Below are 26,321 nucleotides of genomic sequence, written 5' to 3'. Positions count from 1 at the left end.
GGATTCAAAGTCGAGTCTTCCCCGATAACGGGGGTCTAGGCGCAAAGACTTGTGCGAAGCTGTACCTTCTCTTCCTGGCCACCGGTTCTAAGAGTCCCGCCTCAACCAGCCTCACGCAAGCCAGAAAGGCTATCTCCGGCCCCTAAGGTAAAGCTCGGCGTAGGTAGAAGATGAACATTGTTATCGGATTCGTGATCACGTTCGGCTGCATCATCGGCGGTTACATGGCGATGGGCGGTCACTTGGACGTCCTCTTCCAGCCGTTCGAGTTGGTCATCATTGGCGGCGCCGGCATCGGTGGCTTCATCATGGCCAACCCTATGAAAGTGGTGAAGGATTCCGGCAAAGCCCTTGGCGAGGCTTTCAAGGGATCCGTTCCCAAGGAGCGCAACTATCTCGACGTGCTGGGTGTCCTATACGCTCTGATGCGCGACCTGCGGACGAAGTCACGCAACGAGATCGAAGCCCACATCGACAATCCTGAAGAGTCCTCGATCTTCCAGACGGCGCCTAACCTGTTGAAGAACAAGGAACTGACGACGTTCATCTGCGACTACGTCAGGCTCATCATTATCGGCAACGCCCGCTCACACGAGATCGAGGCGCTTATGGACGAGGAGCTTGAAACGCTCTCTCACGACCGTATGAAGCCGTACCACGCAATGACGGCCATGGGCGACAGCTTTCCGGCTATCGGCATCGTCGCCGCCGTTCTCGGGGTCATTAAGGCCATGGGCAAGATCAACGAGTCGCCTGAGGTTCTCGGCGGTCTTATCGGCGCCGCGCTCGTCGGCACCATGCTCGGGATCATCCTCTCATACTCAATTGTCAATCCGCTGGCGGCGCAGGTCAAGATCGTGCGCGGCAAGCAGCATCGCCTGTTCATCATCGTGAAGCAAACGCTGCTTGCCTACATGAACGGGTCGGTCCCCCAGGTGGCCCTGGAGTACGGACGTAAGACGATCTCCAACTACGAACGCCCCTCGATCGATGCGGTCGAGCAGGAAATGATGAATCCGGGCGGCGATAACAAGGCGGCATGATGACGACAGTTATGGCAGAAAGACCCGCGAAGCCCATAGATCTCTCGCTTCTGGCGAAGCTAACGGGGGGACTTGGCGATCGCAGGACAATCGAGAAGATCAGCAGCGACTTCGGCCATCTCTATGCCGACTTCCTGCCGGACGTCTTCAGCAGCGAAACAAAGGTCGCCCTCGACGTCACCTATATTGGCTGCACGTCTGGCCTGACGACCGATTTGATCAAAGATCTGGGGGAGCACTTCGTTCTCGCCGATGGTTCACTGCGCAACTGGTCTCCCAATTTCGTTCTCGCCTGCAACACCAGCTTCATCATCGCCCTGATGGAACGAATGTTGGGCGCACTGCCGGAAACGGTCGAGCAGCCGTCCGAGCGGCCCCTGTCCGAAATTGAACTTGATCTCGCCCAGATGGTGTTTGGACGGATGGCGGTCGTCCTGCAGTCGGGTGTGGACGTCACCGGTGGTTTCGAGGCCGCTCTGGAGCAGGCTCACAATGCCGAAGATCGACCGGCGCCGGATGAAACGGCCGTGCCCGAGTTCGGGGTAGCAATTAGGATGAGCGTTCAGCTGGGCAAGGTAACCTCGGAAATCGCTCTGGTGCTTCCGCAGAAGGCATTCCTCAAGACCAAGGTGGTCATGCCAAAGTCGAAGGGGCAACTGTCGAAAGGCAAGGAAGAGTGGCAGGAGCGTATCCGCGAGCAAGTGCGGCGTTCGCAGGTGACCTTGGAGGCGCGCGTGCGACTGCAAACGTTGACCTTGGGCACGATCTCACACCTCGCTGTTGGTGATGTCATCGCCTTCCATGATCGGAAAGACGTAAGCGTTCAGGTCAGCGCGAACGGCAAGGAAATGTATTCCTGCGAGCTCGGTCGTTCAGGAGAGCGATATACGGTTCGCGTAAGGGACAACATAAGCACCGAAGACGAAATCCTAGATCATCTGATGGGCTGAACCGCATTGCTGGGCCGGCGGCGCTTCGCGCGCCATCGACACGGCAGGTTGACGCAAGTTTCAACGGGAATAGTGAACGCATGGCAACGAAGAAAACACCTGTACAGGAAGAAGAGGCGCTGATGCCCGCCGCCGGCGGTGAGCTCGATCAGGCCATCGATGACCTTCGCGGCGTGCTGCAGGCAGATGCGGACGGCGGCGTGCCGGGGTTCGATGCCGACTTCGGCGCCGGAGCCGGGTTCGGCGCATCGGATGCACCGGCCTTCGGCGACGAATTCGGGGCAGGTCCGGATGATCTTGGGATGTCCGACATCGGTGGCGACTTTGGTGCTGGCGAATTCGGCGGCGCCAGGACAGGCGGCAGCACGGAATTCGGCTCCATTCAAGAGCCGGGCAGCGCGCTGACGGCAAATATGGACCTGATCATGGACATCCCGATTGATGTCGAGATCGTTCTGGGCTCGAGCCGCATGCAGGTATCCGGTCTGATGAACCTTGAGGAAGGCGCGACGATTGCGCTCGACAAGAAAATTGGTGAGCCGGTAGAGATCATGGTGAATGGCCGCCGCATCGGCAAGGGCGAGATCACCGTGCTTGAGAATGACGACACACGCTTCGGCGTTAAAGTGACAGAAGTGCTGAGCACGAGAAGAACCTGATCCCGGTCTGGGACAGAGAGGGAAGACCATGATGGACTTTGACGACTTCGGTACCGCCGTTACCGAACAGCCGTTGTCCCGAGCGGAGAAGGCAGCCGCGGTGCTGCTGGCTATGGGCAAGGGCGTTGCCGGCAAGCTCCTCAAGTATTTCACCCAGGCAGAACTGCAGACCATCATTGCGTCTGCACAACGCCTGCGGACGATTCCACCGGACGAACTGCTTCTTCTCGTCAATGAGTTCGAGGACCTGTTTACCGAAGGTACAGGTCTCATGGACAATGCCGCCGCAATCGAAGCCATTCTTGAAGAAGGTCTCACTCCGGAAGAAGTGGATGGACTTCTTGGTCGCCGCACGGCGTTTCAGGCGTACGAGGCGTCCATCTGGGACCGGCTGCAGGATGCCGATCCTGCTTTCGTGGGCAAGTTCCTGACTCGCGAACACCCGCAGACCGTTGCCTACATTCTTTCCATGCTTCCGTCGGCCTTCGGGGCGAAGGTTCTGCTTCAGCTTCCTGACAGTCGCCGCGCCGACATCATGAACAGAACAGTCAACATGAAGGATGTCAGTCCCAAGGCTGCCCAGATCATCGAAAACCGCGTCGTGGAATTGATTACCAAGATCGAGGCTGAGCGCAACTCGGCAGGTTCGGCAAAGGTTGCCGATCTCATGAACGAGCTCGACAAGCCGCAGGTCGATACCTTGCTTACCTCTCTGGAGACTATCAGCAAGGACGCGGTCAACAAGGTGCGGCCAAAGATCTTCCTCTTCGAGGACCTGCTGCACATGCCGCAGCGCAGCCGCGTGCTGCTCTTGAACGACGTCGCTGCAGACGTCTTGACCATGGCTCTGCGCGGCGCAAGCGCAGAGATGAAGGAAGGGGTCCTGTCCGCCATCAGCCCGCGTCAGCGACGCATGATCGAATCGGATCTCGCCGTTCCAACAGCAGCACTCAACCCGCGCGAGATCGCGATCGCCCGCCGCGCCGTCGCGCAGGAAGCCATCCGGCTGGCGAATGCTGGGCAAATCCTGCTCAAGGAGCCCGAGGAAGGCACAAACGAGCAAGCCGCCTAGCATCGCGGCGGGCGACGGAGCGGGGCTTTCCAGGCGTCGGCGTGGTGCCCAGCGCCTACCCACAGTCTTTTTGTTGACTCGATTCCACCCTAGGGCGGCGTTGCTGTAGCTTATGGCTGCAGGTGGCGCCGATTCGCGCGGGGGACGAACTCTTGTCTGAAGATAAAGACAGTAAAACAGAAGATCCCACAGCCAAGAAACTGAGCGATGCGGCAGCCAAGGGTAACGTGGCGTCCTCGCGCGAGTTGCCGATCTTTGCCTCGGCCCTGGGGTTCTATATCTTTCTGGTCTTCTTCCTCCCATCCGGAGCCGCAGACCTGGCGGAGACCTTAAAGGATCTGTTCTCCCAGCCCGACCAGTGGCGTCTGGAGAACACGCCGGACGTTATAAGTTTGGCAGTGCGTCTGGCGTGGTCCGTTTCCGCTTTCCTGGCGCCGATCATGCTCATCTTCATCATCTTCGGTCTGGGTGCTTCATTCGCACAGAATCTGCCGACCATGGTTCTTGAGCGCATTCGCCCGCAAGCGTCTCGGATCTCGCCCATGAAAGGCTTCAAGCGGATTTACAGCCTCCCGGGCATGGTCGAATTCGGCAAATCCTTCTTCAAGATCCTGATTGTCTCGGTCGTCATGTACTTCGCGTTGCGTGGCGAGTTCTTCGCAACAATCGACGCGATGTTTTCCGATCCACAAGTCATCCTGGTTAAGCTGGACACCATCGTTCGCAAGATGGTGGTGGTCATCCTGGCCGCGACAGCTCTACTTGCGGCAGTGGATGTCGCGTGGTCGCGGCACCACTGGTTCACCGAGCTCAAGATGACGAAGCAGGAGGTGAAGGACGAGCATAAGCAGGCGCAAGGTGACCCGCTTGTGAAGTCGCGCCAGAGATCGCTTGCGCGCGACCGCGCGCGCCGCCGGATGATCGATAGCGTTCCGCGCGCCACGCTGGTCATCGCGAATCCGACCCACTTCGCGGTTGCGCTGCGTTACGTGCGGGAAGAGGGCGACGCACCGGTGGTCGTAGCCAAGGGACAGGATCTGATCGCACTTCGAATTCGCGAGATCGCGGAGGCCAATAACATTCCGGTTTTCGAAGATCCGCCGCTCGCTCGCTCCATGTTTGCGCAAGTCTCGGTAGATAGTGTCATCCCACCAGCCTTTTACAAGGCAGTGGCGGAACTGGTGCACCGGGTCTACGCAGCTCGGTCGCTCAAGCAACGGACACACTGAGCGTCATGAAAAAATGCGACCACTCGACGAAACGTGAGAAGATCCTGGCCGAAGCCATCAGTCCTGTGGCTACGGAATTGAGACTTTTGGATGCAGGCGACCTGATCGCGCTGCTGCGCCTAGAATCCTATGGCAACCTCGCTGATCTGGTGTCTTCTGCCGCCGAGCTATACTTCCATCCGGGTACTGTCAATTTCGGTGCCGGCGGCGAATATACGCTTGAATGGAGTGGCCAGCCCCAAGTCGTACTTGATCTTGAGATCAAGCCGCGCGGCGTATCAGTCTACGCCCGTTTGACGCTCGCGGATCGATTGGCCGGGATCGAGATCGATCATATCGCCTTCCAGGATCCCTGCGACAACCCGGACGCCAACACGGCGTTTCTGGCACAGAGCCTTTTGGAAGCGCGCTTCCTGCCGAGCGCGCCACCGATGGCAGTCGCCAGTTAAGATTGCCTTGGAATCAGTGGATGTAACCTAGCCGGATGGCCTTGGCGATCGCTTGGATGCGGTTCACCGCGTCCAGCTTCATCGTGGCAGAACCGAGGTAAGCATTGACTGTGTGAACGGAGAGACCGAGCGCCTCTGCAACCTCTTCGCTGATGCGTCCATCCCCTGCAAGCTGGAGGCAGGCTACCTCGCGCTCGCTGAGGGTCTCGGACGGGACCGTCCGCCGCTCATCGAGCGCCAAAAGATCTGTCATGATCTGGCAACTCCGAACATGCTGCTCGACCATCAGGTCGCTTGAAAGACTGAGCGAAGCGGCCGTGAACACGACATAGCCATTCCCCATGGCTCCGAGGCGCACGGGAAAGGCCAGGCCTGAGAAGGGAGTGAGGTCGGACGGTAAGTGCTTTATCAGTGGAGCAAACTCGGAAGCTTCGACGAAGCTCATATGTTCGGTACCACTCCAGACGACGGGTAGCGCCGAAACTTCGATGTGATCGAGGAGAGCATCAGCATAGCTGGTCAAGATGAGGTTGCTGTACTGCTGGCTCTCGGCGCCCCAGTTCTCCATCTCGCAAACCAGTTTGCGCTTGCCAGGTACACCAGCACCGGAAATCCGAAAGACCGCAAAGTTCCTAGCCCTCAGATGCTTCTGCATAGCAGTCAATCTGGGAAAGACGTCCGCCCTGCTCGCCGCTCGCTGCAGCCTGAAGTTGGCACCGGTAGGATGTTGAGCGGACGGACCGCGCGGGTACACCATCGCGTTGGAGCTCTCCTAGACCAGATTGTTTCGGACCGCAAAAGCGATCGCTTCCGAACGTGTTTTTGTCGCCGTCTTACGCATCACGCTGGTAATGTAGTTGTTGATGGTGTTTCGTGAGATACCGAGAATGACGGCGATCTCATCGCTGGTTTTGCCTTCAGCGATCCAGAAAAGGCACTCCAGCTCCCTGTCGGTCAATTCGAAATCCCGTTCTGCCCTCCCCTCCGGACGTTCCTTGGAGCCTACTGCATAAGTCGCCAAAAGGCCGACCTCCCGCAACCGCTCCTGCGAGAGGATGATCCCTTCAAGGAAGAGGAGCAACAAGGTATAGCGGGTGCGGCCGACGCAGACCGTCAGGGCGCAATATTGACGGCTGATCGCATCAGGCAGGAGCACGTCGTCAGGCAGCAAAGAGAAGCTCGGGGTGAGGAGCGAAAGACACTTCTCGAGTTCGGTTGATCTGGCGTAGTTGCTCGCCAATTCCGTGCCGATGCGCCTGACCAGGTCAAAGGGCCAGTCCGACGAGACGATGAAATCCAGTCCCTGCTCCTGAATCAAGTCACAGCGCGCCAAAAGAAAATGCGCCGCTCCAACGTGGTCCGCGAGGAGCCGCAGTGCCGTCGGCGTGTCGCCATCAGCTATCGCCATTGCAAGGTGGCGAACCACATGCGCGCGAGAAAGGACCATTGGTGGATTGTCCCAGTCCTGGTCTTCCCGCTCCGCCGATGCTTCCACGCCAGAAAATTCCATTCTACTTATTGCATGTTCATCATGAACACAGACCTTGGCCCATCAGCGATCGATACCTGCGGTCCAATCCCGTCTCCTCCACGTCTCCAGCGACGAATCATCCTCATTTTATGAGAGATGTTGAGAAATGCTACGCCTCGTAAGGAGCCGCTCATAAACTGACGCCATGTTTCTGCCACACGTAAGGCGACGGGCGGGCATAAGGTACGGTACGGGCGACAAAAAAGGGCCGGTGCATACACCGGCCCCCTCTCCTCACGATCGCGTGATGTGTCACGCAGCTTGGTCGACCGCCCATTTGCGCAGGATCTTCGCAGCCCGCTCTTCGCTGATCTCGACCATTCGGGCCAGACGCTTTTCCGGCCCCTCCTTGACACGGCGGTTGAACCCGCCTTCGTCGTCACCCATGCCGAGCAGGTCATCGGTCGCATCAAACCCGAAGTCGGATCCAAAGCCTTCCATAAGGGACCCGCCACCGGCCGTTGCGGGAGAGAAGTCCGGAAGTTCCAGCCCCGCACTATCGGCAGCAAGTTCATTGGAGGCGGTCGTACCACCAACGCTGCGGACCAAGGGGCGAACGCCCAGCCAGATCACCAGGAAGGCCACCACCACGAAGGCAAGGGAATTGATGATCCCGCCAAGATTGCGGCTCAGAACCTCGGTCACACCTGGGCCAGAGGCCGCCTCTTCCAGCAACTGTGCTTCCAGGAAGTCCATAGCGGTCAACGTAACCACGTCACCACGTTCAACGTTCAGTCCGGCTGCTGAGGCCACGATCTTTTGCATCTCGGCCAGATACGCATCGATCTTGGCTTGATCGACCGGCTCCCCGACCATCTGCGCGACCCGACCTTTGTTGACGACGACGGCAATCGACAGTTTCTCTATCCGATAGCTGTTGCGCGTCGTGGCAACCGTCTTGCTGTTGATCTCGTAGTTGGTCTGTTCTTCCTTCTTGTCCGTTTGATCCGATGATTTAGGCCCGACCGCGCCGCCAGCCTCGGGTGCCGCCTGCGGCACGTTCTGCTCCACCGTCGCTGCAGTGTCATCCTGCGACTGCTGGGATCGCTGCTCCTCCTTGGAGATGCGGACTGAACGCTCGACACGCGATTCCGGGTCGAAGATCGTTTCCTGGATCTGCTGGCTGTCGGTATTGAGATTGGCGGTGACCGTCGAGCGGAAGTTGTCCATTCCGAGGAAAGGCGCCAATGCCTTGTCGATATTCGTTTCCAGCTCCTGCTGAACAGACTGCACGATGTTGAGGGAGCGGTTAAGCTCGCTGTTGCCGTACTCGTCGCCCGAAGCAAGAAGCTGCCCGGTGGAATCGAGAATCGTTACATCCTCCACATCGAGGCCCGGTACGGCCGACGCGACAAGATGGCGAATCGATGTAGCAGCCTTGCGGCCGGTGGTTGTGCTTGCGCGGATCATTACGGACGCAGTTGGTTTCTGCTCACCGCGCCTAAAGTTCCCGACGTCCGGCATGACGATGTGGACGCGCGCCGCAGCCACCCCGCTGATCTGCTGGATCGATCGCCCGATCTCGCCCTCCAGCGCCCGCACCCGCGTCACTTCCTGCATGAAAGAAGTCAGCCCAAGGGAGCCGACATTGTCGAACAGCTCATAGCCTGCGTTGGCGCTGTTCGGCAGGCCGCGTTCCGCCAGGAGCAGACGCGCTTTGCCCGTCATGCCGACCGGGACCTGAATGCTGGCGCCGTCTGAGCCAACAGCAAAATCGATGCTTGCCTCAGCCAGTGCTATGCTGACCTGGTTGAGGTCCGTGGTCTCAAGGCCGACGTAGAGTGTCTCATAGGCAGGCTTGTTCACGTAAAGTGCAGCAGCCAGGACGATTGCCACCGACACAATTCCTGCACCTGCAAGCGCAATCAGCTTTGTCTGCCCGAGAGCGGCCAGATTCTTGTACAATTGAGAGAATTGAGCCAACAGATTCATTCTGTTTCCACATCGCATAACCGAGATCAGGCTTTTGCCCACGCCCACCCTATTGGGCGAAGCTTGTGCGAGCGTTTCCGGTTGGCGGTGTGTAGAGGCTATGCGCTCTGCGTCGGCAGGCTAGGGCTCAGCTAGAAAAAATCGAAGTCGCCCGCCGCCTTGCTCAGCGGCTGCGAGTGTCCGTGTCGGATGCCGGTCGCAAGGGACCGCTGCATTTCGGCAAGCTTCACCAAGCTAAGGGCGGTGGAGACGTCGACGGTCCAAGCATCTGGGATAGTGGCCGTGATCGTGTCTATGAATTCCGCTAGCCCCCGCGCTTTCTGCACGGCTAGGTCTATGCCCTGCAGAATCTTGATGCTGTCAGGATGCTCAAGGAACTGATCGCCTCCTAGCTCCAACAGATGCGGTTCTATGCGCTCTACCAGATAGGCTACATCATGCAGTTCGGAAACGAGCCGCATGAGGACTTCGGGCAAGGACTGTTCCGCGAAAGCAACTGTGGGCTCGACGGTATTGGTCATGGCTTTCCTTGCGCCCGAGGCGCCTTTCCTTAAAAGAACTCGATAGAAGTTTCGATCGGCTTGGGAGGAACCACGGGACGTTGTTCCAAGGCGACAGTCTTCTGGGTCTCCGCACCCGTTAGGGGATACTGCCGCGCTCGGCCGCTGATCGGCCAGAACTCCAGCTTTCGGCCGTGCTCACCTCCCGTGGAGGAACCCACGATGGGGATGCCTTCATCTCTCAGGAACTGCGTGGCGAAAGCGGCATTCTGTTCGCCGACATTGGAGAAGCTCGCGATCGTCTTGGCACCGCCGAAGATCTTCGCTTCAAGGCGATCGCGGCGGGCACCCTTTTTCAACAACCCGTTGATCAACAACTCCATCAGATGCACCCCATAGCGGGTGGCGTCTCCTCCGGATGTCATCGCCCCCGCCGAGCCTGGCAGGAGGAAGTGGTTCATCCCACCAACACCGGCCACGGGATCACGGAGGCAGGCAGCTACGCAGGATCCCAGGATCGTCGAGAGCACTACATCGGGGTCAGTGACCACCTTGTATTCGCCCTGGATAATGTGGACCCGCTTCGCTGCGGCGGCATCATTCATTTCAAAGCTCCGAATACGGCCTCGATGGCCGCCTTCATCTTTTCGATCGTAAATGGCTTTGCGAGCACGTTGTTGGCGCCCAGCTGTGCCGCCTTCTGAACCAGCGCCCGATCACCCTGAGCCGTCAGGATGATGAACGCTGCCTTCTTGGTCGCAGGGTTGCTGCGAACCGCGTGAAGAAGGCCGAGACCGTCCATCTTCGGCATGTTGAAGTCGGAGATGACCAGGTGGTGTGGCTGCTCGTTCATGATCTTCATGCCTTGCTCGCCGTCGCCGGCAGCAGTGATCTGCTTGAAGCCGAGCTGTGTTAGCGCATCGCTGAGCAGCAGCCGGCTCGTCACCTGATCATCGACGATCAGTACTTTGATTTTTTCAGCGAGAGACATTTATTCTATACCTTCTTTCCGGGCGGCAGTTAGTTTGAGGATTTCGTCGCCGATGGAATCCAGCGGCAACTGCGCCTCTACGGCGCCTATCTCGTGAGCGACGCGGGGCATGCCGTAGACCACGCAGGTCTTTTCGTTCTGCCCGAGTGTACGGGCGCCGGCGTCGCGCATCTTGAGCAGTCCAGACGCGCCGTCGCGCCCCATACCCGTGAGGATGACCCCCACACCGTTGCGTCCGGCCAGTTCGGCAACCGAGTCGAACAGGACATCCACGGAGGGACGATGACCATTGACAGGATCGCGCTCGACCAGGCGGCAGGCAGGGGCTGAAGGATTAACGACCTGCAGATGACGATTGCCGCCGGGAGCAAGATAAATTTTGCCGATCTCCAGCCTGGCGCCGTCGTAAGCTTCCTCCACCACTGGAGCGCAGAGCCGATTGAGCCTCTCCGCGAAACTCTTGGTAAATGTCGGCGGCATGTGCTGCGTGATGACAGTCGGCGGACAGTTTTTGGGGAACTTCTGCAGCACCGTGATCAACGCTTCGACGCCACCTGTAGACGATCCAATTGCAACGATCTTGCGACCGACCCGATAGCCCGAGGCGGGTGCAGCCACAGGAACAGATGCCGCTGCGGCTTGTCGGCGACTTGAGCGCGCGGCGGCCTTTACCTTTTCCGCAAGATCAATAAATGGCCGGATATCACCCGGCACCGGCTTTCCGACGCAGTCGAAGGCGCCGATCTCGAGCGCTGCGAGCGTCGCGTTCGCTCCATGCTGCGTCATGGTCGATACCATGATCACCGGCATAGGCCGCAACCGCATGATCTTCTCGAGAAACTCGAGGCCGTTCATGTTGGGCATCTCGATGTCGAGGGTCACAACATCCGGGTTCAATTCTTTGATCGCGGCACGGGCTTGAAGCGCATCGCCGGCCTGGCCAACAACGCTTACTTCGGGGTCAGAGTTGAGAACGGCCGTGATCAGGCCGCGCATGGTGGGGGAATCGTCGACGACGAGAACACGTGCCGGAGCGTTCATCCGCGCCTCCCGGCGTTCCTGCCCGTGTACCGGTAGGTCGTAATGCCAATGTTGTCGAAGACGTTCTTCGGATCGCCCGAAACACGCTCCGAATGGCCTATGTAGAGATGTCCACCCTCCGGCAAGAGCGAGGCGAAGCGCGACCAGATCTTCACCTGCGTCGGTTCATCGAAGTAGATCACAACGTTGCGGCAGAAAATCACGTCGAACTGCCCCTTGAATGGCCACTGCGCCATCAGGTTTAGTTCATTGAAGGTGATCAGCTTCTTGACGCGCTCCTCCACCTGAAACTTGCGACGACCGCCTGAATCGACCTCGCGAAAGAACTGCTTGCGCATCGCTGGCGTCACCGTCTCCAGTGCGGCTTCGTCGTAGGTGCCAGCACGCGCGAGTGCCAGTATCTTCGGATCGATATCCGTCGCCAGGATCTTGAAGTCGTAGTCGGCCGCATTGGGCAGTGACGACAACACAGTGAGCGCAATCGAATAAGGCTCCTGGCCGTCGGAACAGGCAGCCGACCAGATGCGGACGCGGCCACCGTTCTTGGCACGGGCAATTAGCCCCGGCAGCACCTCATCGCGGAGATGCTCGAAGTGATGGTTCTCCCGGAAGAAGCGGGTGAAATTCGTTGTCAGGTGAGAAAGCATCTCCCGCCGCGCGGCAGCCCCTTCCGGGGAAGCGACCAGTGCGCAATACTCGCGAAATCCCTTTAGCCCGAGGTTCCGGATGTGTTTGGAAAGCCGGGAGTAGACCAGCGAAGCCTTTGAATCGTTGAGATAGATGCCGGCATCCGAATAGATCATCGCCGCAATTTCGGACAAATCGCGCCGGGTCAGCGGATATTCTCCGCTGGCCATTACTTCATCCGGCGACTGCCGGGTATCGATCGCGCCCATGGGCGTCATGCGGCTTCACTTTCGGTTTCCGGGAAGAGAGATCCTAGCTCGATCATGCAGATCATCCGCTTGTCGATCGCCAGTATCCCCCAGGCGTATTGCTTCTCCAGGTCGGAAGAAACTTCCGGCACAGGCTGGATATTATCGTCTGTAATCGTAAGGATATCGGAAACGGCCTCTACCAGAAGTCCCACGACGCGGCTCTTCACCTGCGCAACAATGATGACGTGACGCGCAGTGGGCTCCGAAGCCTTCATTCCAAGCCGCGCCGACAAGTCGATGATCGGCAGGACCGCTCCGCGCAGATTGATGACACCCAGCACATAGGCGGGGGCATGCGGCAGCGGTGTCGCCGGCGTCCACCCGCGGATCTCTCGCACCGACATGATGTTGACGCAGAACTCCTGATCGCCGATCCGAAAAGCGATCAGTTCACGATCCCCCTGCGAGACAGACTTCACCGCATACGACATACTTTTAACCCGTGGCAGCTAGTGACATTTCCGGTTTGAGAGACTGGCCGCGCGACGCAGCGACGACGGCATCGACGTCCAGAATGAGGGCGACGCGGCCATCACCAAGGATGGTAGCCGCGGCGATGCCCGGCACGTGCGTGTAATTGGCTTCGAGCGACTTGATCACAACCTGGCGCTGACCCTGAATCGCGTCGACCATCAAGGCACGCTGTCCGCCGCCTTCCGATTCCACCAGCAGAGCAACGCCTTCTACAGGGTTTGCCTGTGTCGAGCGGAAGTTCAGGATGCGACCCACATCGACCAAGGGGCAGAAGGAGTTGCGGATGGAGATCAAACGCTGGTTAGCGCCGAAAGAGTGAACCGCAGCCGCTTCCGGCTGCAAGGTTTCAACGATGGCGGTCAACGGGACGACAAGCGTCTGCCCGGCCACTGTAACCACCATGCCGTCAAGAACAGCAAGCGTAAGCGGCAAGCTCATTGTGAAGGTTGAGCCTTGGCCCGGGCGGGACGAGATCGAGATGCGCCCGCCGAGCGCCTGGATCGAGCGTTTCACCACGTCCATACCGACTCCTCGGCCGGAGATGTCGGAGATCTTGTCGGCGGTGGAAAAGCCGGGAGCGAAGATGAGGTTGTCGATTTCCTCATCTGTCAGGTTTGCGTCTGCCGCGATCAGGTCGTTATCAATCGCCTTCTGGCGAACCCGCTCACGGTTGATCCCGGCTCCGTCATCAACCAGCTCGATGACGATACGGCCCGAACGGTGCTTTGCGGTGAGCTTGATCGTACCTTCCGGATCCTTGCCTGCCGCCTCGCGTTTCTCCGGCGTTTCGATACCATGGTCGACAGCATTGCGGATCATGTGCGTCAACGGTTCAGCCAGTTTGTCGATGACGGTCTTGTCGACTTCGGTGTTTTCGCCCTCCGTGACGAGCCGTATCGACTTGCCGACCATGTCGGCGACCTCTCTCACGATTCGCGACATGCGCTGGAAGACCGGCTTCACCGGCTGCGCGCGGATGGCCATGACCGAGTCCTGGATTTCACGCGTTAGCTGCTGCAGCTCTTCCAAGCCCATGTTGATTGAGGAGGTGCCGGTGGTGTCGTTCTCGATGACACTCTGTGAGAGCATTGCCTGGTTGATCACAAGCTCGCCGACGAGATTGATCAGCCGGTCTACTCGGTCGAGATCGACACGGATCGTCTGACCGGCTGCAGCGGCGGCGGTATTGCTGGCGGCGGCGGCCGCGGCGGTCGCAGCGGCCGATTCCTTTCTCTCAACCCGGGCGGCAGCAGCCGCCATCTTGGAGGCCTCCGTTGCGGTCTCTGCCGCAGCAGCGGGAGTCTCTGCCGCATCCCGGGTCGGTGATGGTGCAGGGGCTTCGGCGGAAGCGTCATCATTCAGGATTGAGAGGTCGAAGGGAACGGGCACCATCGGTAGTTCCTCGCCCGACGGTGACGCTTCGGCGGCCCTGACCTCAAGGTCGCAATCCCATTCTGCGAATTCGAAGACGGCGCGGATCTCGTCTTCCGACCTCGTGGTTCTCAGCGAGATCATCCAGCTGACGTAGGATTCCTCCGGATCCAGCTTGTCGAGATCAGGAAGGCTCTCGAGATCACAGTTGATGCTCATCTCGCCGATGCGGGACAGATCGCGCAGAAGTAGGGCTGCCTCGTTCCCCTTGCTGTAAAGGTCGCGACGCGGCTTGAAGCTGATCTCGTAGACTTGCCCTGCGTCCGCTGGTGTTTCGTCTTCGTCGAAGCCGTCGAAGTTGAAGGGAATGGGCTGAAAGCCGCTGTCGTCGGTGGGGGCGGCTACAGCAGGCTTCGGCTGAGCTTTCGGCGCCTCGGCGGAGGCCACCGGCACTTCACCATTGGCCAGCGCCTCTAGTTCCTTAACCAATGCGCGGCTGCGAGACTCATCAACATAGCCGCCATCGCGTGCGGCGTTGGTGAGATCCGCCAGAACGTCCGCGGACTTCAACATCACCTTGAGGACGTCCTGGTTCGGCTCCAGCTTGTTCGAGCGGACGCAGTCGAGCGTCGTTTCAAAAACGTGTGCGAAGGCGACCAGATCATCGAGACCGAATGCTCCCGCTCCACCTTTGATGGAATGAACGGCGCGGAAGACGGCATTTACCGTCTCGGGATCGCGATCTCCGTCATTCAGCTTGAGAAGCCCCGACTCCAGTTCGGCGAGTTGCTCCTCGCACTCCTGGAAGAAGATCTCTTTGATTTCGTTCATGTCCATCGGAAGGCTTCCTGATCAGGCTGTTTGTTTCAGGCGGTCACGCGTTCGATCGCGTCAATCAGCTTGGCGGGATCGAAAGGCTTGACAATCCAGCCCGTCGCACCGGCCTGGCGCGCGCGGTTCTTCTTCTCGGCATCGCTTTCTGTGGTGAGCACCAGGATCGGCACCGCACGGTACTTCTCGTTGCGGCGAACGCCCTCGATGAAGCCAAAGCCGTCTAGGCGGGGCATGTTGATGTCGGTGACGATGACGTCGGGATTGGCCCCTTCCAGAACTTCCAGCCCTTCAACACCATCTTCGGCCTGGAACGTCTCGAACCCGGCGTTGTTGAGGGTCACCAGAAGCATGTTCCGGATCGTCCGCGAGTCATCCACGGTCAGCACTTTCTTCTTCATTCCCTTAGATCTCCTTGGCAACCAGGTGCTCGGCGTCGATACCGATGAGTTGCATTGTCTTTGCAAAAGCGTCGGAGGCTTGCTTCACGACGTATGACTTCTTGTCGGCCTGCCAGGCACGGGCTCCGGCCACGAGCACCTGTGCGCACTGAACACCGAGCCGCTCGACCTGCGAGGCGTCGATGACGATATTGCCGCCGCGCATGGACAGCAGCTTGGCATGCAGGGCGCTCGCCTCGTTCAGGTCCATGGTCGGAGAGAGTTTAAGGGTCCCACTCGCGGCCTTCTTGGCAGCCATCAGATCATTCCTTGCGCTTTGTGAAACAGAAAATCTGCGTCATCATGAAAATCGGCCGCAGGACCGTTTGCGACCAGTTCCATCCTTGGCTGGGGGTTCGCTACCGGCGAAGCCACATCCGAATGGTACCTAGCCTGCCGCTCGATCCGAAACTCGCGCACCGTTCGGCCGAGTTCGAGGATAACGGTGTGCAGGTCATCGGCACGCGCTGCGACGTGCTCCGCGCGACCGGCGGTGGAGGCAACCTCGGTACCGAGGGCGGCAACCTCCTTCGTCACCCCGGAAAGCGCATCTGCTTGCTGCCCTGCCTGCATCGCAATGCCGGCGATGGAGCTGTCGATGTCGGTGACCTGGCGGACGATCCCACTGATGGCGTCCTGGGTCCGATGAACCATCTGTACACCGGCATCGACCTGCGTCTTTGTCCCATTCACGAGCGCCTTGATCTCGTGCGCGGCATCCGCTGAGCGCTGGGCAAGTGCGCGAACTTCCTGCGCAACAACGGCGAACCCACGACCTGAATCCCCTGCCCTCGCCGCCTCGATGCCGGCATTCAGCGCCAGAAGATTGGTCTGGAAGGCAATCTCGTCGATAACACCAATAATCTCACCGATCTTTTCGGCGGACGCTTCAATGTCTGCCATTGCGCTGATGGCGCGGCCGACGATCTGGCCGCTTTCCTCCACCGACTGGCGCGTTTCTGCAGCGGCTTGCTGTGCGGCCGTTGTTCCTGCTGCACAGGCATGCACGGCTTGAGTGATTGCGGCGAGCTGCGCAGAAGCTTCGCACAACCGCTGCGAATGTCCGGAGGATTTCTCTGCAAGCTCGCGGGCCTCCAGCGCAAGCCCGCTCGCAGCCCCGCCCGCCTCTTCGCCCTTCGCCGCGGTCGTCTGGAGCGACGCCCGGCTCACGTCGATCGCCTGATTGAGCAGATCCACCAGTTCGCGGTAAGGCTCCGGCACGTCCAGGGGAAGCGAGATGGTAAAATCGCGTTCTGCAAGTGAGCGCAAGACATCCGAAAAAAGGGCGGCAACCTCCGCCTGATGGTCCTGCCGCTGCTGGGTAAGATCGTGGTTATGTTTCTGGCGAAGCTCGTTGAACCGCAGGGAGACGGCAATCTCCACGTCCACCATAACCAGTTGGACCAATGCGCCCATGAGATCTGCGAGTTCCTGCCTGCGTCGGCGCGCCGCCGGAAGAAACTGTCGTCCAACCTCTTCGGCAAGGACACCCGAGAGAAGATGCTCCAGAACCACCGCGTGGCCGGCAACGTGCCATCGCGGGGCAAGCCCCATGCGGCTTTGGCTATCCGAAAGAACCTTAACCCGCTCCGCATAGAGAGCGTCGAAACGGGCGTCGGTGAGAACGCCCCAGTGGGTCGCCTGCAGGTCGTGCAGGCGTTCTATCTGATGTTCGCTCGTGAATTGACCGGCGGCTTCGGGAGACGTTTGAAGTCGGTGAAAGAGATCGCGAAGGCCGGCCTTGCAGTGCTGGTCAAGCTGTGGCCTGTGACGACGCAGGAGGTCGCAGGTCCGGGCGTCCAGACCGGCGAATGCCAGCCTCTCACCCAGGCTCCCCGCCTGGGCTCTTCGCGCCTGTTCGGATGGCGAACTCTGCCCCACAATGCGTCCCCAACAAAAGGATCGGTCCCGCTAGGACCGCAAGCGAAAGGCTCATGTTCACTCCGCTCCACTGCAGATGGGTGCCGCCAAGACTGCGCGAGGCGCATCAGGCATGGGCGACGTCGTTGCCGCAGTCGTTTCGGATGTGATCGTGAGCGGATACCGGATCGAAACCGGTACGGCAGTGGCGGCCTCATGCCTGCTGGGGAAGAGTGCTCCCCCAATTTGCCGTGTCGCTCATATGTATGGTTAATTCCTTGCCCGAAGGTTAAGGCTTCCTGCAACAGCAGCAAATTCGCTGTGCCACCATGGCGCACATCAAGCCGCGAGCAGGTCGGTCCTGTACTGGATGCCAAGACATCTCTAGGGAGCGAGTAGAAACTTGCGACTGACGTAGGGGGACCCCATCAAGCCGAACCGCCAGGGAAGCTCCGCCGCTCTGGTGATGCCGACGCGCTTGCCCACCACCAACTCGGGCCTTGCCTCCGGTAGAACAAGGTGGAAGGGCGGCTCCGTCAGAGCAAGGCCGTCGTGTTCACCCGACACCCCAAGCGCCTGGCAAACTCGGCCCGGACCAGCGCAGAGCAGGCGATGGCTCACCTGGCCACGCCTCTCCATCATTCTCTCAATACCCCATCGGGGCTCAACGGCGCGGATGAGAACAGCGCTCCCCGACCGGCAGACCACGTTCAGGCACCAGTGGATTCCGTAGGATCGATACACGTAAGCTCTTCCAGCGGGCCCGAACATGGACCTGTTGCGCGCGGTGGGGCCGCGGAAGCTGTGAGATGCCGGATCCTGCAATTCATAGGCTTCGGTCTCGACGATCATCCCACCAATTCTATCGAAACATAAAGAGGCGCCGACCAAATCCTGCGCCACCTCTACGGCCGTCCGTTCGAACCATTCTGCAGGTGTCACCGCCGCTCTCCGCATCGGCAAAGACCAAGAAGATAAACGTCGCCAACCAGCACATCGCGATGCAACGAGATCAACATGAGAACCTAGATGCGGCACGAAAGGGACTCATCAAGGACGATTTACCCTCAGCAGACACTGACGTGATCGATGAGAAATGGTGCCCGGAGGCGGATTTGAACCACCGACACGCGGATTTTCAATCCGCTGCTCTACCAACTGAGCTATCCGGGCATCGAGGCGCTAAAGCCTCCGGCTCCTAGGCCGGCGGGGGGTGTATCCCCCCGGAAGCGAGCGGGGTTATAACATCTTGTTCGGCCATGTCCAGCGGCACAAGGCACTTTTTTCGCAGCCCGACGCGCGATTCCTGCAACCGTCGGGAGGGCCGAAATCGCCACCTCAGTCGTCGCCCGCTTCCGCCTTGGACTGATCATCAGAAACCGGGATCGCGTAGGAGCCCTTTAACCAGCGGGAGAGGTCAAGCGTACGACACCGGTCGGAGCAGAAGGGATAATGCTCCCGCTCAGAAGGCTTGCCGCATTCCGGGCACGGGCGGGCCTTGCGTAACGGCTCTACCTTGCCGCCCGGCTTGATCGGTGAAGACATGGTCAACTCTCCGGCCACGCCGCCTGAACATCAAACCCTTCCCCGGAAAGCAGGGAGAGGGTTTCGTAGAGCGGCAAGCCCACAACATTGGTGTAGGAGCCGACCATCTTCTGAACGAAGCTGCCGGCGATACCCTGGATCGCGTAAGCCCCGGCCTTGCCACGCCATTGCCCGCAGGCGATGTAATTGTCGATCTCCCGGGCCGAAAGGCGCTTGAATCTTACCTTGGTCTGCACGACCTTTTGCCGAAACTGACCACCGGGTGTCACCAGACAGATGCCGGTATAGACCCAGTGACCGCGGCCGGAGAGAAGGTGGAGAGCAGACGCTGCCTCCTCCGTGAACTCGGTCTTTTCAAGGATCCTCCGGCCGACCGCGACAACAGTATCGGCGGATAAGATATAGCTGTGGCGCCACGCGAGATCGCCGTTCGTGGCCGCATAAGCCGCCTCTGCCTTCTCAGAGGACAGACGGCGCGCCAGCGAGCGCGGATGCTCCGACTTCTTCGGCGTCTCGTCGATATCCATCGGCATTAGCCGGTTGGGCTCGATGCCCGCCTGATTGAGCAGGTCGAGGCGTCGCGGCGATCCAGAGGCCAGGATTAGTTTCTGATCAGACGCCATTGGCTTTAGCCGTTCTGCCGTGTTGAAGCGTCACTTGAAACGGTAGGTGATGCGGCCCTTGGTGAGGTCGTAAGGCGTCATTTCCACCAGGACCTTATCGCCGGCCAAAACGCGGATGCGGTTCTTGCGCATGCGCCCGGCGGTGTGTGCAATGATCTCGTGTTCGTTCTCTAGCTTCACCCGAAAGGTTGCGTTCGGCAACAGTTCGGTGACAACGCCCGGGAATTCGAGGACTTCTTCTTTAGCCATCTATGGGTGTTCTTCCTGTCGGTTGATGTTGGGCTGGACAGATCGTCCGCCCGGAAATTTGCGCGGAAACTACACAATCGTGTCCCGTTTGTGAACTCGCATAATCCAATTCATTTGCGCCTCAGGGCGTCTCCGGTCGCGGGCTCTTGAAGCCGGCGAATTGATCGCCAATCCGCCGCCAAAGATAGTCCCGCACCTCCCTATAGGCGGAAAGCCGCTGCTCGCGCGTTCCAGTGGCCGCAGTCGGATCCAGCGTCGGCCAATAAATCACGGATATTGCATTGGAACGTGTCAGTTCCAACGCCGCATGATGTGCTTCTGGCGTCAGAGTGATGATGAGGTCGAAGAAATCGTCCTCAAGATCATCCAGGGTGCGCGGATGGTGCTTCCCGATGGAGAGGCCGACCTCTTCGAGAACCGCGTCGACGAAAGGATCCCGTTCGCCGGAGCGGACACCTGCAGATTGCACGTATATATCGGGTGGCAGGAGGCGTTTGGCAATGACCTCCGCCATGGGCGAACGTATGGCGTTCCAGCCGCACATGAAGAGGACTGCGCCAGGCTTTTCCGTCAGCGCATCGGAAGTCGAAGGCTCGGCCATGGCCGTTATCCGCGCCAATACAACACGCAAACGAGCGTAAACAGCCGCCGCGCGGTATCGAAATCCATCGTCACCTTGCCCTCGAGGCGGTCCGCCAGCGTCTGTGAGCCCTCGTTATGGATGCCGCGCCGCCCCATGTCGATCGCCTCGATGCGGCTGGGCGTCGCCGAACGGATCGCTTCGTAGTAGCTTTCGCAGATCATGAAATAGTCCTTGATGATCCGCCGGAAGGGCGTCAGCGAAAGGATATGCGTCGCCACGCCCTCGCCTGCTTCCGTCGTGACGGTGAAGACGAGCTTTGAATCGACCAACGAGAGCTTGAGATGGTAAGGTCCGCCAGGATGCCCTACCGGTTCGAACGTGTTTTCCTCGACCAGATCGAAAATTGCTACCGCTCGTTCGTGCTCGACGTCCGGAGTGGAACGGCCAATGGATTCGTCGAGGACGACATCGGAGAGCCGAAAATCGCCCTGCGCCATCGTCAGCTCCCGCGGTTCAACCGGATGGCCACCGATCGGGCATGCGCGTCAAGTCCTTCCGAATGCGCGAGCGTGATCGCTGCAGACGCGAGCGCTCCCAGTTGATCGGGGCCGAGGCGCAGGATCGAAGTCCGTTTGACGTAATCCAGGACCGACAGCCCCGACGAGAACCGCGCAGAGCGTGCCGTTGGCAGAACATGGTTTGAGCCACCGACATAATCGCCGATGGCCTCGGGCGTATGGCGCCCGACGAAGATCGCACCCGCGTTGCGGATCCCGCCGAGTAACAGATCCGGCTCAGCGACCGAGAGTTCCAGATGTTCGGGGGCTATGCGATTTGCCAGCGGCAGAGCCGAGATCAGGTCGTCAACCAGAATGATCGCGCCGAAGTCGACCCAACTCCGACTTGCGGTCTCCGACCGCGAGAGCGTCTTCAGTTGCCGCTCGACCGCCTGCTCAACGGACTTCGCGAAATTCCGGTCGTTCGTGACCAGGATCGATTGCGCGCCGACATCGTGTTCCGCTTGGGCCAGGAGGTCCGCCGCGATCCAGTCAGGATCATTGTCTGCGTCGGCAATCACCAGAACCTCCGAAGGGCCTGCAATCATGTCGATGCCGACCTGCCCGAAGACCTGCCGCTTCGCCGCCGCCACATAGGCATTGCCGGGCCCCACGATCTTGGCGACCGGCGCGATCCTATTCGTGCCGTAGGCTAGTGCCGCCACAGCTTGCGCGCCGCCTATGCGATAGATTTCAGAGACGCCGGCGATGCTGGCTGCGGCAAGAACTGCCGGATTGATGACACCGCCAGCGGCAGGCACAACCATGACAATGCGCGGCACGCCGGCAACCCTGGCAGGCAGTGCATTCATCAGGACCGAACTGGGATAGCTGGCCGTGCCGCCTGGGACATAGAGACCCACAGCATCGACCGCGGTCCAGCGCGAGCCGAGCCCGACACCAAGTTCATCCTCGTAGAGGTCGTCCTTCGGCATCTGCCGGGCATGATGCTTTTCGATGCGTTCGGCCGCAAGGCGGAGGGCATCGAGGACATCAGGTGCCGTCGCCGCGACTGCTGCTTGGATTTCTTCCTCGCGGACACGCAAGCTTTCTACGGAGAGCTCAACTTTGTCGAAACGCCGGGAATAGTCGATCAACGCGGCATCACCGCGTTTCCTGACATCATCGATGATGGCCTTGACCACGGCGTTGACGTCATCCGACACTTCACGCTTGGTGGAAAGGAAGGCGGAGAAACGCGCTTCGAAATCCTCGGAGGCCGACTCTAGCCAGATTGCCACTCCACATCCCCTCAATGCATCGCGCCACCAGCGCGTTCACTCACTTCATTCGTCGATATGCTGGGGCATACGCTCGGTCGCCCAGGCGCCGCCGGTGTCCAGCATCTGCACTTCAATGCACTCTACGTCCAGGCTGATCGCTGCGCCGCCGGCAAGCGTCAGTTCCACCGTCCCATCAGGCCCTTCGCCCTTCTGTTCAAAGCGGATCGCGAGCAGGCAGTATACCTCGTCAGGGTTGTGTCGATGGACACCAAGGCTGCGCACCGCCTCCACCCGTTTGAACGAGATCACCGATCGACGCCGCTCAAACCCCTTTTTCTTACGATCCACCTTCTCCCAAACGAAGCGGTTGACCGCCAGCGTGAACTGGCGGCCGCGCCAGTCGTAGCTCACATCCGCCACGCGCAAGACACTGTCTTGCATGTAGGCAGAAATGACCCCCAGATCATCCTTGTCGAGCGCAAGAAGCTTTAGATCAGCCATTGTCACAAATTCCAATTGATGACGCCGGCGGCGTCAATTCATCCTTGGGTGGAGATAGGATGGACCGACACCGTTAGCAACGCCACCGGAACCTTAGTCGCTGATACGCTCTACGTCCGCCCCGCAGCGGGTGAGCTTCTCTTCCAGGCGTTCGAAGCCGCGATCGAGATGATAGACCCGATTGACCAGGGTCTCCCCCTCCGCCGCCAGCCCCGCAATCACCAGCGACACCGAGGCACGCAGATCCGTTGCCATGACCGGCGCGCCTTTCAGGCCGCTGACGCCTTCAATCCGAGCCATCTGCCCTGATAGCGAGATGCGCGCGCCAAGACGAGCCAGTTCCTGCACGTGCATGAAGCGGTTCTCGAAGATCGTCTCGGTTATATGGGAGACCCCGGACGAACGCGTCATCAGCGCCATGAACTGCGCCTGGAGGTCCGTTGGAAAGCCAGGAAAGGGTTCCGTGACGACGTCGACAGGCTGTATGCCGTTGCCATTGCGTACGATCCGCAGGCCACTTTCGGTGTCGGTCACCGTGGCGCCTGCCATGCGGATGGCTTCCAGGGCATTGTCCAGGAGGGCCGCTTCCGTGCCTTCAAGCGTGACGTCGCCCCCGGTCATTGCCACCGCCATGGCATAGGTGCCGGTCTCTATACGATCCGGCAGCACGCGGTGGCGGGCGCCGGAGAGCGAGGTCACACCTTCAATGGTGATGGTGCTGGTGCCGGCACCGGCAATTTTTGCTCCCATCGCGTTCAAGCATCGTGCCAGGTCCACCACCTCTGGTTCCCGCGCCGCATTCTCGATCAAAGTCGTGCCGTTCGCCAGGCTCGCCGCCATCATCATGACATGGGTGGCACCGACAGATACCTTGGGGAAGGTGTAGTGCCCACCGACAAGCCCGCCACTCGGCGCCGTGGCGTTTACATATCCGCCGTCAATCTCCAGCTTGGCCCCGAGCGCCTGCAGTCCGTCCAGAAACAGGTCGACAGGCCGCGTGCCGATAGCGCAGCCGCCGGGCAGCGAAACGCGCGCCTGACCCTCCCGGGCCAGCAGCGGGCCAATGACCCAGAAACTCGCCCGCATCTTCGACACGAGCTCATAGGGGGCGACTGTGTCGACGATCGTCCGGCAGGTGAAATGGATGGTCCGCGAGTAGCTCTCGCCCTGGCTTTCCCGCCGGCCGTTGACGGCCACGTCCACGCCGTGGTTGCCAAGGATGCGCAGCAACTGCTCCACGTCAGCCAGGTGCGGGACGTTCTCCAACGTCAGCGTATCGCTGGTCAAAAGCGAGGCAATCATCAGCGGCAAGGCAGCGTTCTTGGCGCCCGAGATCGGGATGATGCCGTTGAGCTTATTGCCGCCACGAATTCTGATGCGATCCATGAGGTCCAACGGGAATGAACCCGCCCTTCTTCTTGTGCAAGCGCGAAGGCGCGTCCTTAAAGGAAAAGCGCGAGCGCTTCAATGACATTGGAGAGCGAGGTGCCAGATGGATCAAGGCGCTTCGTCTTTTTTGGCGGCAGGCACGCCAACAGCTTCGTCGGCGGCACCGGAACGGCGTGCGCGCGCCTGCGTCTTTCGGCGCAGAAGGTTTTCGCGGAGCGTCTCGGCAGCCCGTAGGCGGCGTTCTTCGGCCTTCGCGGCGGCTTGCGCATTGCGCGCCCCCGCCACCCGATCTTTTTCGTCCTCGGTCATCTCCTCCCAATAGCCGAAAAGCTTCGTGGAAAAAAGCGGCGGGCTCCGGCGTCGGCGGAGGGAGTCGATTTTGCCGCTTGCGCTGCCCACCAAGCTATGGCAATAGGCCCTCGCCCGCGGACGAACCGGCCCGCGGCGCCAAAGCTGCTATAGCTCAGGGGTAGAGCACTCCCTTGGTAAGGGAGAGGCCGAGAGTTCAAATCTCTCTAGCAGCACCATCCTTTCCTATTGATTTCGTTGAAACGGAGCCACATTGTCGCCGTTTGTACAGTCTCATGTTACAAACTCGGTTACAAACAGCAATTAGTCCGCCCGTCTTCCGTAGTTGCGATTCAGGAGCGTCGGCTCAGGCGCTCCTCAGTTGTGCCCTAAGTCCTCGTCCCAAACTTGAGCGGCCCCTCGCAAAACCTGATCAATGTCTAGCTCGAAATCCAATCCTTACCTGCGAGGTAGAGGAAGCGAGCAAGATATCGCCCTATAGTTGCCATCCTGGACCTAGTTCGTGTACACTTGTGCCACGGAAGGCCGCGACCATCCGAACATCGCCATGTGCTCGTGACCGTTGCGCCGTCGCGGGAGGCTGATGGAGTCAATGTCCGCACCGGACGGGATGCTTCAGCTCGGGTCGGGAGCGGCACGCTCACCACCGGGTGCGATGCTTCTGATCTTGGCCGGACGGCTGATCGCACCGGAAACGGCGCCCATACGGTCACTCACAACCTGGCAGCATTCTCTATATCGTGGTGGGGGACCTCGACGGTGGTAACGGCAGGCTTCGGATATCGAAAGGGACGAATACCATCAACGTAACCACCTACAACACGAGCAACACCGCCGTCGAGGCGGCGTTCTCCTGGTTGTTTCGCTGTGGAACGAATTCGCAGTTCCGCTCTATCGAGGCTTTGGCCTCTGCCACAATGGCAGAGACCAATTGCTTTGCCAAAATCCGCGAGAGAGGCTCTTCGTATTCCTCTTCGCTGAGTTGTTCTGAAAGCCTCTCAGAAAAGTAGGTGTCGAGGAGGAATGCGATGCGGTCAATCTGTTCATCTGCCATTCTAGTCCTCCGTTAGAACGCTACTCGCTCAGGCCCTAACCGCTTCAATGAACAAGTCGTGTTCGCCCTTGCCCCTTACTTTCACGATCGACAGAGGCGGAGCGACCAGTGCCTTTGCTTGCTCTTCCGTGTAGTAACGGATCTTCCGGAAATTGTTCCAAGGCGGGTCCACGGGCATTAGTTCCTCGCTCCCCTGGACTTGAAAGATTAAGGTTCCCTTCCGCTTTAACACCCGAGCGGCGTCGGCAATGTATTGCGCAGTTATGTGCCGAGGCAGATGCTGGAACACGATGTAGCTGTATACGTAGTCAAAGACCTGATCAGGAAACGCCGACAAGGAAACCCCGTCACCAACACAGAATGACAGGTTGATAATGTGGCTGTTTGCTTTCATTGCGCTCTGGATCATGGAGGGCGCGACATCGATGCCGCAAACCCGGACATCAGGACGAGCCTGCGCGAGAGCACGCGCTAGTCGCCCACGTCCGCACCCGACGTCCAGGATTGTTGAACCGCTTTTGAGCCTGCCGAGATCACCTTCGAAGACTTTATCGAGGTCCTTCTTCCCTGAAGCGAAGAATTCTTCCTCGTCATCGATGTGGGCGATGTGCCAGTTGGCCTTGTCACCCGAGCCCTCTCGGTTCCAATAGTCCTTCATTATCCGCTGATCGCTCATGCGTTTCCTCAATCAAGCCTTGAAATAGTCTTCAGGTTTAGTGAACGGCGCTGGCACGATCCTTTCGGCCTCTTCAAGGTCGGCCTCCATGTTTAGGGCATCATCGAAGGCATCCATGACGTTGAAGCCGTGGGAATCCCGCTCCCGCTGTTTCCGGGCCTCGAAGGCTTCGCGAGCCATTCGCTTCACAACCTCAGATCGCTTCATACTGGTATCCTTCTGCAACCTTGTGTTTGAGACGAAGGGTAGCAAGACAAAGAGAGATGGCCAGCGTCGCTGCCTCTGCAGCAGGTTCTTTCGA

General features: G+C 59.5%; 32 protein-coding genes and 2 tRNA genes. 7 read left to right on the top strand and 27 right to left on the bottom strand.

The window, feature by feature from the left end; translation table 11 throughout:
* The first annotated feature begins 170 nt into the window (after positions 1-170).
* The 6 genes from motA (at position 171) to LXM96_RS11755 (ending at position 5,402) form a co-directional block, all read left to right on the top strand.
* Complete coding sequence (gene motA, locus LXM96_RS11780; RefSeq protein ID WP_239998694.1) at positions 171-1,043, top strand: flagellar motor stator protein MotA; 873 nt, start codon at positions 171-173, stop codon at positions 1,041-1,043.
* Positions 1,040-1,993: a FliM/FliN family flagellar motor switch protein gene (locus tag LXM96_RS11775; RefSeq protein WP_394801945.1), complete on the top strand. Its 954-nt coding sequence runs from the start codon at positions 1,040-1,042 to the stop codon at positions 1,991-1,993. Before motA ends, LXM96_RS11775 begins: the two co-directional genes overlap by 4 nt.
* Before the next feature lie 80 nt (positions 1,994-2,073).
* Complete coding sequence (fliN, locus tag LXM96_RS11770) at positions 2,074-2,652, top strand: flagellar motor switch protein FliN (protein WP_239998692.1); 579 nt, start codon at positions 2,074-2,076, stop codon at positions 2,650-2,652.
* A 28-nt stretch (positions 2,653-2,680) separates the two neighbouring features.
* A complete protein-coding gene (gene fliG, locus LXM96_RS11765; protein ID WP_239998691.1) occupies positions 2,681-3,724 on the top strand; it encodes a flagellar motor switch protein FliG in 1,044 nt (347 codons plus the stop codon).
* Positions 3,725-3,855: 131 nt separating this feature from the next.
* A complete protein-coding gene (flhB, locus tag LXM96_RS11760; protein WP_239998906.1) occupies positions 3,856-4,953 on the top strand; it encodes a flagellar biosynthesis protein FlhB in 1,098 nt (365 codons plus the stop codon).
* A 5-nt stretch (positions 4,954-4,958) separates the two neighbouring features.
* A complete protein-coding gene (locus LXM96_RS11755; RefSeq protein WP_239998690.1) occupies positions 4,959-5,402 on the top strand; it encodes a hypothetical protein in 444 nt (147 codons plus the stop codon).
* Between the two features lie 13 nt (positions 5,403-5,415).
* Here LXM96_RS11755 and visR read toward each other — a convergent pair whose 3' ends face one another.
* From visR to LXM96_RS11635, 24 genes are all read right to left on the bottom strand, one after another.
* Positions 5,416-6,159: a transcriptional regulator VisR gene (gene visR / locus LXM96_RS11750; RefSeq protein WP_239998689.1), complete on the bottom strand. Its 744-nt coding sequence runs from the start codon at positions 6,157-6,159 to the stop codon at positions 5,416-5,418.
* A 15-nt stretch (positions 6,160-6,174) separates the two neighbouring features.
* Complete coding sequence (gene visN / locus LXM96_RS11745) at positions 6,175-6,912, bottom strand: transcriptional regulator VisN (protein WP_239998688.1); 738 nt, start codon at positions 6,910-6,912, stop codon at positions 6,175-6,177.
* 273 nt (positions 6,913-7,185) lie between these two features.
* Entirely contained in the window at positions 7,186-8,865 is a 1,680-nt protein-coding gene (gene fliF / locus LXM96_RS11740) for a flagellar basal-body MS-ring/collar protein FliF (RefSeq protein ID WP_239998687.1), read from the bottom strand.
* A gap of 131 nt (positions 8,866-8,996) precedes the next feature.
* Positions 8,997-9,386, bottom strand: a complete 390-nt coding sequence (gene cheT, locus LXM96_RS11735; protein WP_239998686.1) for a chemotaxis protein CheT — start codon at positions 9,384-9,386, stop codon at positions 8,997-8,999.
* Positions 9,387-9,415: 29 nt separating this feature from the next.
* Positions 9,416-9,970, bottom strand: coding sequence for a chemoreceptor glutamine deamidase CheD (cheD, locus tag LXM96_RS11730; protein WP_239998685.1), 555 nt, complete (start codon positions 9,968-9,970; stop codon positions 9,416-9,418).
* Positions 9,967-10,356, bottom strand: a complete 390-nt coding sequence (locus LXM96_RS11725) for a response regulator (protein WP_239998683.1) — start codon at positions 10,354-10,356, stop codon at positions 9,967-9,969. Before LXM96_RS11725 ends, cheD begins: the two co-directional genes overlap by 4 nt.
* Positions 10,357-11,397: a protein-glutamate O-methylesterase CheB gene (gene cheB / locus LXM96_RS11720; protein WP_239998682.1), complete on the bottom strand. Its 1,041-nt coding sequence runs from the start codon at positions 11,395-11,397 to the stop codon at positions 10,357-10,359.
* Positions 11,394-12,302 carry a protein-glutamate O-methyltransferase gene (gene cheR / locus LXM96_RS11715; protein WP_239998681.1) on the bottom strand — a complete coding sequence of 303 codons (909 nt, stop codon included), beginning with the start codon at positions 12,300-12,302 and terminating at the stop codon, positions 11,394-11,396. Before cheR ends, cheB begins: the two co-directional genes overlap by 4 nt.
* Positions 12,299-12,766 (bottom strand): chemotaxis protein CheW, encoded by a 468-nt coding sequence (locus tag LXM96_RS11710; RefSeq protein WP_239998679.1) that lies wholly within the window; start codon positions 12,764-12,766, stop codon positions 12,299-12,301. The genes cheR and LXM96_RS11710 overlap by 4 nt, the downstream gene beginning before the upstream one ends.
* A gap of 4 nt (positions 12,767-12,770) precedes the next feature.
* Positions 12,771-15,017: a chemotaxis protein CheA gene (locus tag LXM96_RS11705; protein ID WP_239998678.1), complete on the bottom strand. Its 2,247-nt coding sequence runs from the start codon at positions 15,015-15,017 to the stop codon at positions 12,771-12,773.
* Positions 15,018-15,046: 29 nt separating this feature from the next.
* Positions 15,047-15,412, bottom strand: a complete 366-nt coding sequence (gene cheY1 / locus LXM96_RS11700; RefSeq protein ID WP_239998677.1) for a chemotaxis response regulator CheY1 — start codon at positions 15,410-15,412, stop codon at positions 15,047-15,049.
* Positions 15,413-15,416: 4 nt separating this feature from the next.
* A complete protein-coding gene (locus LXM96_RS11695; RefSeq protein ID WP_239998676.1) occupies positions 15,417-15,710 on the bottom strand; it encodes an STAS domain-containing protein in 294 nt (97 codons plus the stop codon).
* The gene (locus tag LXM96_RS11690) at positions 15,710-17,332 is read right to left on the bottom strand and encodes a globin-coupled sensor protein (protein WP_239998675.1); all 1,623 of its coding nucleotides are present in this window, start codon (positions 17,330-17,332) and stop codon (positions 15,710-15,712) included. Before LXM96_RS11690 ends, LXM96_RS11695 begins: the two co-directional genes overlap by 1 nt.
* 363 nt (positions 17,333-17,695) lie before the next feature.
* Positions 17,696-18,268, bottom strand: a complete 573-nt coding sequence (locus LXM96_RS11685; RefSeq protein WP_394801944.1) for a DNA-3-methyladenine glycosylase — start codon at positions 18,266-18,268, stop codon at positions 17,696-17,698.
* Positions 18,269-18,408: 140 nt separating this feature from the next.
* Positions 18,409-18,484, bottom strand: a tRNA-Phe gene (locus tag LXM96_RS11680).
* 165 nt (positions 18,485-18,649) lie between these two features.
* Positions 18,650-18,856, bottom strand: coding sequence for a DNA gyrase inhibitor YacG (gene yacG, locus LXM96_RS11675; RefSeq protein ID WP_239998671.1), 207 nt, complete (start codon positions 18,854-18,856; stop codon positions 18,650-18,652).
* A 2-nt stretch (positions 18,857-18,858) separates the two neighbouring features.
* Positions 18,859-19,479, bottom strand: coding sequence for a Maf-like protein (locus LXM96_RS11670; RefSeq protein ID WP_239998670.1), 621 nt, complete (start codon positions 19,477-19,479; stop codon positions 18,859-18,861).
* A gap of 30 nt (positions 19,480-19,509) precedes the next feature.
* Positions 19,510-19,728: a translation initiation factor IF-1 gene (infA, locus tag LXM96_RS11665; RefSeq protein WP_004435948.1), complete on the bottom strand. Its 219-nt coding sequence runs from the start codon at positions 19,726-19,728 to the stop codon at positions 19,510-19,512.
* A 121-nt stretch (positions 19,729-19,849) separates the two neighbouring features.
* On the bottom strand, positions 19,850-20,347 hold the full coding sequence (locus LXM96_RS11660; protein ID WP_394801947.1) for an arsenate-mycothiol transferase ArsC: 498 nt from the start codon (positions 20,345-20,347) through the stop codon (positions 19,850-19,852).
* Positions 20,335-20,808, bottom strand: coding sequence for a UPF0262 family protein (locus LXM96_RS11655; RefSeq protein WP_239998668.1), 474 nt, complete (start codon positions 20,806-20,808; stop codon positions 20,335-20,337). Before LXM96_RS11655 ends, LXM96_RS11660 begins: the two co-directional genes overlap by 13 nt.
* A 2-nt stretch (positions 20,809-20,810) precedes the next feature.
* Positions 20,811-22,109, bottom strand: coding sequence for a histidinol dehydrogenase (gene hisD, locus LXM96_RS11650; protein WP_239998666.1), 1,299 nt, complete (start codon positions 22,107-22,109; stop codon positions 20,811-20,813).
* 45 nt (positions 22,110-22,154) lie between these two features.
* Entirely contained in the window at positions 22,155-22,592 is a 438-nt protein-coding gene (locus LXM96_RS11645; RefSeq protein WP_239998665.1) for a DUF2948 family protein, read from the bottom strand.
* A gap of 93 nt (positions 22,593-22,685) precedes the next feature.
* Entirely contained in the window at positions 22,686-23,978 is a 1,293-nt protein-coding gene (gene murA / locus LXM96_RS11640) for a UDP-N-acetylglucosamine 1-carboxyvinyltransferase (protein ID WP_239998664.1), read from the bottom strand.
* Between the two features lie 111 nt (positions 23,979-24,089).
* Positions 24,090-24,290, bottom strand: a complete 201-nt coding sequence (locus LXM96_RS11635) for a hypothetical protein (protein ID WP_239998663.1) — start codon at positions 24,288-24,290, stop codon at positions 24,090-24,092.
* A 143-nt stretch (positions 24,291-24,433) separates the two neighbouring features.
* On the opposite strand from LXM96_RS11635, the gene LXM96_RS11630 reads away from it, so the two are divergent.
* A tRNA-Thr gene (locus LXM96_RS11630) sits at positions 24,434-24,508 on the top strand.
* Between the two features lie 596 nt (positions 24,509-25,104).
* On the opposite strand, the gene LXM96_RS11625 is transcribed toward LXM96_RS11630, so the two are convergent.
* Genes LXM96_RS11625 through LXM96_RS11615 form a run of 3 tightly spaced genes read right to left on the bottom strand, consistent with a single transcriptional unit; the run spans position 25,105 to position 26,227 of the window.
* A complete protein-coding gene (locus tag LXM96_RS11625; RefSeq protein ID WP_239998662.1) occupies positions 25,105-25,344 on the bottom strand; it encodes a hypothetical protein in 240 nt (79 codons plus the stop codon).
* A gap of 28 nt (positions 25,345-25,372) precedes the next feature.
* A complete protein-coding gene (locus tag LXM96_RS11620) occupies positions 25,373-26,020 on the bottom strand; it encodes a class I SAM-dependent methyltransferase (RefSeq protein ID WP_239998661.1) in 648 nt (215 codons plus the stop codon).
* 12 nt (positions 26,021-26,032) lie between these two features.
* Positions 26,033-26,227 carry a hypothetical protein gene (locus LXM96_RS11615; RefSeq protein WP_239998657.1) on the bottom strand — a complete coding sequence of 65 codons (195 nt, stop codon included), beginning with the start codon at positions 26,225-26,227 and terminating at the stop codon, positions 26,033-26,035.
* Between the last annotated feature and the right edge of the window lie 94 nt (positions 26,228-26,321).

The sequence above is a fragment of the Rhizobium halophilum genome (assembly GCF_021648825.1).
In the GTDB taxonomy this organism is placed as follows: Bacteria; Pseudomonadota; Alphaproteobacteria; order Rhizobiales; family Rhizobiaceae; genus Neorhizobium; species Neorhizobium halophilum.
This window is presented reverse-complemented; position numbering and strand designations above follow the sequence as displayed.

Coding starts and splice junctions, on each gene's coding strand:
- motA (WP_239998694.1), top strand. CDS start 171: ATGAACATTGTTATCGGATTCGTGATCACGTTCGGCTGCATCATCGGC.
- LXM96_RS11775 (WP_394801945.1), top strand. CDS start 1,040: ATGATGACGACAGTTATGGCAGAAAGACCCGCGAAGCCCATAGATCTC.
- fliN (WP_239998692.1), top strand. CDS start 2,074: ATGGCAACGAAGAAAACACCTGTACAGGAAGAAGAGGCGCTGATGCCC.
- fliG (WP_239998691.1), top strand. CDS start 2,681: ATGATGGACTTTGACGACTTCGGTACCGCCGTTACCGAACAGCCGTTG.
- LXM96_RS11755 (WP_239998690.1), top strand. CDS start 4,959: ATGAAAAAATGCGACCACTCGACGAAACGTGAGAAGATCCTGGCCGAA.
- visR (WP_239998689.1), bottom strand. CDS start 6,159: ATGGTGTACCCGCGCGGTCCGTCCGCTCAACATCCTACCGGTGCCAAC.
- visN (WP_239998688.1), bottom strand. CDS start 6,912: ATGGAATTTTCTGGCGTGGAAGCATCGGCGGAGCGGGAAGACCAGGAC.
- fliF (WP_239998687.1), bottom strand. CDS start 8,865: ATGAATCTGTTGGCTCAATTCTCTCAATTGTACAAGAATCTGGCCGCT.
- cheT (WP_239998686.1), bottom strand. CDS start 9,386: ATGACCAATACCGTCGAGCCCACAGTTGCTTTCGCGGAACAGTCCTTG.
- cheD (WP_239998685.1), bottom strand. CDS start 9,970: ATGAATGATGCCGCCGCAGCGAAGCGGGTCCACATTATCCAGGGCGAA.
- LXM96_RS11725 (WP_239998683.1), bottom strand. CDS start 10,356: ATGTCTCTCGCTGAAAAAATCAAAGTACTGATCGTCGATGATCAGGTG.
- cheB (WP_239998682.1), bottom strand. CDS start 11,397: ATGAACGCTCCGGCACGTGTTCTCGTCGTCGACGATTCCCCCACCATG.
- cheR (WP_239998681.1), bottom strand. CDS start 12,302: ATGACGCCCATGGGCGCGATCGATACCCGGCAGTCGCCGGATGAAGTA.
- LXM96_RS11710 (WP_239998679.1), bottom strand. CDS start 12,766: ATGTCGTATGCGGTGAAGTCTGTCTCGCAGGGGGATCGTGAACTGATC.
- LXM96_RS11705 (WP_239998678.1), bottom strand. CDS start 15,017: ATGGACATGAACGAAATCAAAGAGATCTTCTTCCAGGAGTGCGAGGAG.
- cheY1 (WP_239998677.1), bottom strand. CDS start 15,412: ATGAAGAAGAAAGTGCTGACCGTGGATGACTCGCGGACGATCCGGAAC.
- LXM96_RS11695 (WP_239998676.1), bottom strand. CDS start 15,710: ATGGCTGCCAAGAAGGCCGCGAGTGGGACCCTTAAACTCTCTCCGACC.
- LXM96_RS11685 (WP_394801944.1), bottom strand. CDS start 18,268: ATGCGGAGAGCGGCGGTGACACCTGCAGAATGGTTCGAACGGACGGCC.
- yacG (WP_239998671.1), bottom strand. CDS start 18,856: ATGTCTTCACCGATCAAGCCGGGCGGCAAGGTAGAGCCGTTACGCAAG.
- LXM96_RS11670 (WP_239998670.1), bottom strand. CDS start 19,479: ATGGCGTCTGATCAGAAACTAATCCTGGCCTCTGGATCGCCGCGACGC.
- infA (WP_004435948.1), bottom strand. CDS start 19,728: ATGGCTAAAGAAGAAGTCCTCGAATTCCCGGGCGTTGTCACCGAACTG.
- LXM96_RS11655 (WP_239998668.1), bottom strand. CDS start 20,808: ATGGCGCAGGGCGATTTTCGGCTCTCCGATGTCGTCCTCGACGAATCC.
- LXM96_RS11645 (WP_239998665.1), bottom strand. CDS start 22,592: ATGGCTGATCTAAAGCTTCTTGCGCTCGACAAGGATGATCTGGGGGTC.
- murA (WP_239998664.1), bottom strand. CDS start 23,978: ATGGATCGCATCAGAATTCGTGGCGGCAATAAGCTCAACGGCATCATC.
- LXM96_RS11635 (WP_239998663.1), bottom strand. CDS start 24,290: ATGACCGAGGACGAAAAAGATCGGGTGGCGGGGGCGCGCAATGCGCAA.
- LXM96_RS11625 (WP_239998662.1), bottom strand. CDS start 25,344: ATGGCAGATGAACAGATTGACCGCATCGCATTCCTCCTCGACACCTAC.
- LXM96_RS11620 (WP_239998661.1), bottom strand. CDS start 26,020: ATGAGCGATCAGCGGATAATGAAGGACTATTGGAACCGAGAGGGCTCG.
- LXM96_RS11615 (WP_239998657.1), bottom strand. CDS start 26,227: ATGAAGCGATCTGAGGTTGTGAAGCGAATGGCTCGCGAAGCCTTCGAG.